The organism is Enterobacter sp. SENG-6, from assembly GCF_001605945.1.
Lineage (GTDB): Bacteria > Pseudomonadota > Gammaproteobacteria > Enterobacterales > Enterobacteriaceae > Enterobacter > Enterobacter cloacae.
In genome coordinates, this window is the sequence record NZ_LOMM01000052.1 from 1 (window position 1) to 4,942 (window position 4,942).

5 protein-coding genes are annotated in these 4,942 nt (G+C 52.5%); 4 read left to right on the plus strand and 1 reads right to left on the minus strand.

Annotation, left to right across the window (positions count from 1 at the left end; genetic code table 11):
- Positions 1-580: 580 nt before the first annotated feature.
- The 3 genes from AX755_RS19335 (at position 581) to AX755_RS19345 (ending at position 3,279) form a co-directional block, all read left to right on the plus strand.
- A complete protein-coding gene (locus AX755_RS19335; protein ID WP_032634158.1) occupies positions 581-925 on the plus strand; it encodes a MobC family plasmid mobilization relaxosome protein in 345 nt (114 codons plus the stop codon).
- Positions 915-2,411: a plasmid mobilization relaxase MbeA gene (mbeA, locus tag AX755_RS26130; RefSeq protein ID WP_045347659.1), complete on the plus strand. Its 1,497-nt coding sequence runs from the start codon at positions 915-917 to the stop codon at positions 2,409-2,411. The genes AX755_RS19335 and mbeA overlap by 11 nt, the downstream gene beginning before the upstream one ends.
- 376 nt (positions 2,412-2,787) lie before the next feature.
- Complete coding sequence (locus tag AX755_RS19345) at positions 2,788-3,279, plus strand: hypothetical protein (RefSeq protein ID WP_123921711.1); 492 nt, start codon at positions 2,788-2,790, stop codon at positions 3,277-3,279.
- Between the two features lie 56 nt (positions 3,280-3,335).
- On the opposite strand, the gene AX755_RS19350 is transcribed toward AX755_RS19345, so the two are convergent.
- On the minus strand, positions 3,336-3,764 hold the full coding sequence (locus tag AX755_RS19350) for a helix-turn-helix domain-containing protein (protein ID WP_032634161.1): 429 nt from the start codon (positions 3,762-3,764) through the stop codon (positions 3,336-3,338).
- A 284-nt stretch (positions 3,765-4,048) separates the two neighbouring features.
- Here AX755_RS19350 and AX755_RS19355 point away from each other — a divergent pair, with 284 nt between their 5' ends.
- Entirely contained in the window at positions 4,049-4,477 is a 429-nt protein-coding gene (locus tag AX755_RS19355; protein WP_032634162.1) for a hypothetical protein, read from the plus strand.
- Positions 4,478-4,942 lie beyond the last annotated feature (465 nt).

The following is a 4,942-nucleotide window of genomic DNA, read 5'->3' on the forward strand; positions in this document are numbered from 1 at the left end:
GCGTGGAATGAGACAAACGCGGCCATAACAGCGGAATGACACCGGTAAACCGAAAGGCAGGAACAGGAGAGCGCACGAGGGAGCCACCAGGGGGAAACGCCTGGTATCTTTAAGTCCTGTCGGGTTTCGCCACCACTGATTTGAGCGTCAGATTTCGTGATGCTTGTCAGGGGGGCGGAGCCTATGGAAAAACGGCTTCGCCGCGGCCTTATCGTTTCCCTGTTAAGTTTCTTCCTGGCATCTACCAGGAATTTCCGCCCCATTCGTAAGCCCACACCGCTCGCCGCAGCCGAACGACCGAGCGCAGCGAGTCAGTGAGCGAGGAAGCGGAATATATCCTGTATCGCATATTCTGCTGACGCGCCGGTGCCGCCTTTTTTCTCCTGCCACATGAAGCACTTCACTGATTCCCGCACCCGTGCCAATATAATAAGCCAGTATACACTCCGCTAGCGCTACGTGACTGGTTCAGGGCTGCGCCCCGAAACCCGCCAAAAGCCTGACGCGCCTGCGGCTTGTCCAACCCCGCGCCGACCGGGAAAGGCTTTCCCGCCCGTCCCGGCGTTATCAGGAGGCCGGTTTGTCAGAGAAACGGAGCAAGATGCTCACCATGTGGGTGACGGAGGACGAGCACCGGCGGCTGCTTGAGCGCTGTGACGGCAGGCAGCTGGCGGCGTGGATGCGGCAGATCTGCCTGGACGAAAAGCCGGCACGTTCCGGAAAGCTCCCCTCGATCTCGCCGGCGCTGCTGCGCCAGCTTGCCGGCATGGGCAATAACCTGAACCAGATAGCCCGCCGTGTTAACGCCGGCGGCGGCACCGGCCATGACAGGGTACAGATTGTGGCGGCGCTGATGGCCATCGATGCCGGCCTTGAGCGGCTGCGGCACGCCGTTCTTGAGAAAGGAACGGACGATGATCGTTAAATTTCATCCGCGCGGCCGCGGCGGTGGCGCCGGGCCGGTGGACTATCTGCTGGGTAAAGACCGGCAGCGTGAAGGCGCCACCGTCCTGCAGGGGAAGCCGGAAGAAGTCCGGGAGCTGATTGACGCGTCGCCTTACGTTAAGAAATACACCTCCGGCGTTCTGTCGTTTGCGGAGGCCGATCTGCCTCCCGGCCAGCGGGAAAAACTGATGGCCAGCTTCGAGCGGGTTCTGATGCCCGGACTCGATAAAGATCAGTACAGCATTCTGTGGGTGGAGCACGCGGACAAGGGGCGTCTGGAGCTGAACTTTCTGATCCCCAATACCGAGCTGCTGACCGGCAGGCGGCTCCAGCCTTACTACGACCGCGCCGACCGGCCGCGCATCGATGCCTGGCAGACTATCGTGAACGGCAGACTGGGGCTGCACGACCCGAACGCGCCGGAAAACCGCCGGGCGCTGGTCACGCCGTCCGGGCTGCCGAAAACGAAGCAGGAGGCCGCAGAAGCCATTACCCGGGGACTGCTGACCCTTGCTTCGTCCGGGGAGCTGAAAAGCCGTCAGGATGTCACTGACACTCTTGAAGGTGCAGGTTTTGAGGTGGTGCGCACCACGAAAAGCAGTATCAGCATTGCCGACCCGGACGGGGGGCGAAACATCCGACTGAAGGGAGCCATCTATGAGCAGTCTTTTAACGCTGGCGAAGGACTTAGAGCAGCAATCGAAAGCGCAGCAGCAGAGTACCGGCGAGATGCTGAAAGCCGCATTCAGCGAGCACGAGCAGTCTGTCAGAGCGGAACTGAGCGCAAGCGCGAGGAGAATCAGCGACGCCATCCTCGCCCACGAGCAGAGTATGAGCGAGGCGATGGAGAAAAACCGGCGGAGCGTACTGCGGACTGCCGGGCGGACATGGCTCACCATCCTGATGGTGTCAGCGCTGCTGATCGGCACGAGCGGGAGCATTCTGTGGTGGCAGGGGCAGCAGATAACCGACAATTACACGCATCTTCGTCAGCAGGAAGATACCCTGGCGAAAATGACCGCCCGGACGTGGGGAGTGCGCTATCAGGAGAGCAGCGACGGCCGGAGGTTTCTTATCCTGCCGCCGGGGATGCAAACCGAAGCCATCCCCTACGACGGGACGACATGGATCCGCCTGAAACAGGAGTAGCGGAAAATGACAGAGCTGGAAAAGCAGTTGCTGAGCGCATTAGAGCAGCTACAGCAGGACTACTCGCAAAGGCTGGACGAATGGGAGAGCGCCTTCGCGGAATGGCGGAGCATGTGTGGTCTTATGCAACGGGAGAACGCGATGCTGAACGAGCGCGTGTCGGACTTGAGCACGCAGGTGCTGAGTTTAAGCGAGCAGCTGCGCCGCTTGTCCGGGAACTGAATGCCATCGAGCTCCGGCAGAGGGAGAATGAGTATCAGAAAACACTGGAGCTGGAGCGCCAGCCGCAGAAAACCTACCGCGGGCCGACACTTTAAACCATCCAGGCAGCTGACAACCCGCACGAAGAGGGGCTCTTATTTCTCCCGCTAAATAGGTTCGTGATCAAAAAGGTCACGACTTATTCAGGAGCGGGAAATGAAGCTGTTAAATCTTATTGAATCATTGCTTAACTGCCTGTATCTGGCGGCGGAGCTGTGGGACTGGCTGGAGAAGCATTTGTCGGTTTTTAAGGCATTGGCGCGGATTTTAGTGTGACTTTAACATCCATGCATCTGGCTGCATGACTATGCACCAGTGTAATATTCAGCGGCTGCGTTTCTGGTGTTTTTTCGTTATGTCTGTCGCCACTTTCTCGCGTCTGGCACCGGAAACGCAGCCAACCCCGTTTCAGCGGTGCGGGCAACAGATGTTATGGTAAATCAACCGTCCGTTGATAAAGGTTCTGATAATACCCATGTAGGTGATGTTGTTTGCTTTTTATCTACACACTGCCTGATGGAGCTATTTATGAATGCTGATGAAGTTACACGAATTCTTGCGCAATCGAGTCAAAATGATTGGATTGTGGATGATGAGACAGGGGCGTTTACTTATAAAAATGATTTAGCACTGCACATTAAGAGAGCTGATTACGACGACTACAACTCGTTTAATGAGCCTTGGGCTGTTCGTCATCCTGATAGTAATGCGTGTTCAGTCGAGTACACCGTTCACTATGGTTCTTCGTTTGTTGATAGAAAAACCTTGGTTTCCGTCGATGGTCATCGTGCAACCTTGCCTATGCCTGCATCCGCAACGGATCTAAACGTGTCATCGGCTGATGTGAATTTCGCCAAAATTGTAAACATTGGCGATCGCGTTGATGAATACATTCAACGTTCTGGTCTTACGATTAAGCCCTAATTTAACGATAAGCCCGGCCTCCAAATGCGGGCTGTTCCTGCATGTAACCAGCATAACTAATCGGCTTTTTTCCTTACTGTATATATTGGCTTTTTATGTCGCGGCTTTCTTACTTGCTCGGACACAGAAGGACCAATTATGTCTAAATAATCTACAAGCTTTGTAAGGTCGTATATGTTGCGGCCACCATATCGGTTGTCGCTTTTTGATGTCGGTTTTTTATCTAAGAGATTGGCTTTTTCTAGGTCATTAATAGCCCTTTGCACCGTCCTTACTGACACCCCCATCCGTATAGCCAGGCTCTCCATTGAGGGGTGCGGCCACTCCTGTAGATTCCACCAGTGTACTATGAGATTCAGCAAGGTATTGAATGCTACAGGGCTCAATTTCTTCTCATTTTGTATAAAAAACAACACAGTAGGTACTGCAGTCCATCCTAATGACAGACCTCCAGCCTTCCATTTTTTTTCTATTGCGTAACTCATTGATTATCCTGTAAATATTTTTTTTGAGATATATATAATATAAGTATTCATATGAATAGGGTGACACCAGCGCCATTATTACACAACTATAAAAGGCTAATCTGAGAACAGAAAAACATTTCTATCTGCATTAAATACGGAGTTAGTGATATGAAAACCAAACAACATCATGATCTTGTAAAAGATACTGAAATATTTGGTGTATCCTTGTCTCTGTTGATTTCCAGAGCGAATGAGAGATCTGTTACAATGCCATCTGGTCTAAGTAGGGAGCAGAGAAGAGCATGGGCAGCGGATCAAGCACGCAAAATCCACAATTGAATGTTGTCTCTTTCTCTGAGACATTCAATCTTTATTACACATCCCGCTTTTCTCAAAAAACACTCGATAAAATCGATGACTTCATCGAACATTTCGAGAAGTACAATCTTTTTGGCGATGCCTTAAAAGGCCATCCGGCTTGGATTGGCAAGGTATCGCCATCTTGGAACGTGCCTGACAGTTACGAAAACAAAGAAGCTATTGAAGAACATGCCAGGGCTAATAAATTGTGGCATGCCCATATAGGCGATCCCGTTTTCATCGATACATTTCACGGGAAGTACAAAGTCTCTGATTGGGTCATCCACTTCCAACGTCTAGCGCCGAACCATATAAAACTGTTAGAGCTTGGGTATCATGACCCTATGCAACTCCCCCAAAATTTCGAATGATCTCTTGTTCGGATGAATGATCCCTTGAGATTCGTTGACCCTCGTCGTAATCTCTTGCGGTGAAAACGAAAAAACCACCCGGCAAGGTGGCTTTTTCGAAGGTTCGCAAGAGTTGACGCTCTTTTGAACCGCGGTAACTGGCTTGGAGGAGCACAGTCACCAAAACTGTCCTTTCAGTGTAGCCTTATCGCACCCGAAACTTCAAGACTCTCCTCCTCTAAACCTGTTACCAGTGGCTGCTGCCAGTGGCGCTTTGTCGTGTTTTTCCGGATTGGACTCAAGTTGATAGTTACCGGATAAGGCGCAGCGGTCGGACTGAACGGGGGGTTCGTGCATACAGTCCAGCTTGGAGCGAACTGCCTTCCCGGAACTGAGTGTCAGGCGTGGAATGAGACAAACGCGGCCATAACAGCGGAATGACACCGGTAAACCGAAAGGCAGGAACAGGAGAGCGCACGAGGGAGC

Excerpts from the sequence above, each read along its gene's own strand:
- mbeA (WP_045347659.1), top strand. The coding sequence starts at position 915 with ATGATCGTTAAATTTCATCCGCGCGGCCGCGGCGGTGGCGCCGGGCCG.
- AX755_RS19345 (WP_123921711.1), top strand. The coding sequence starts at position 2,788 with ATGGTAAATCAACCGTCCGTTGATAAAGGTTCTGATAATACCCATGTA.
- AX755_RS19355 (WP_032634162.1), top strand. The coding sequence starts at position 4,049 with ATGGGCAGCGGATCAAGCACGCAAAATCCACAATTGAATGTTGTCTCT.
- AX755_RS19350 (WP_032634161.1), bottom strand. The coding sequence starts at position 3,764 with ATGAGTTACGCAATAGAAAAAAAATGGAAGGCTGGAGGTCTGTCATTA.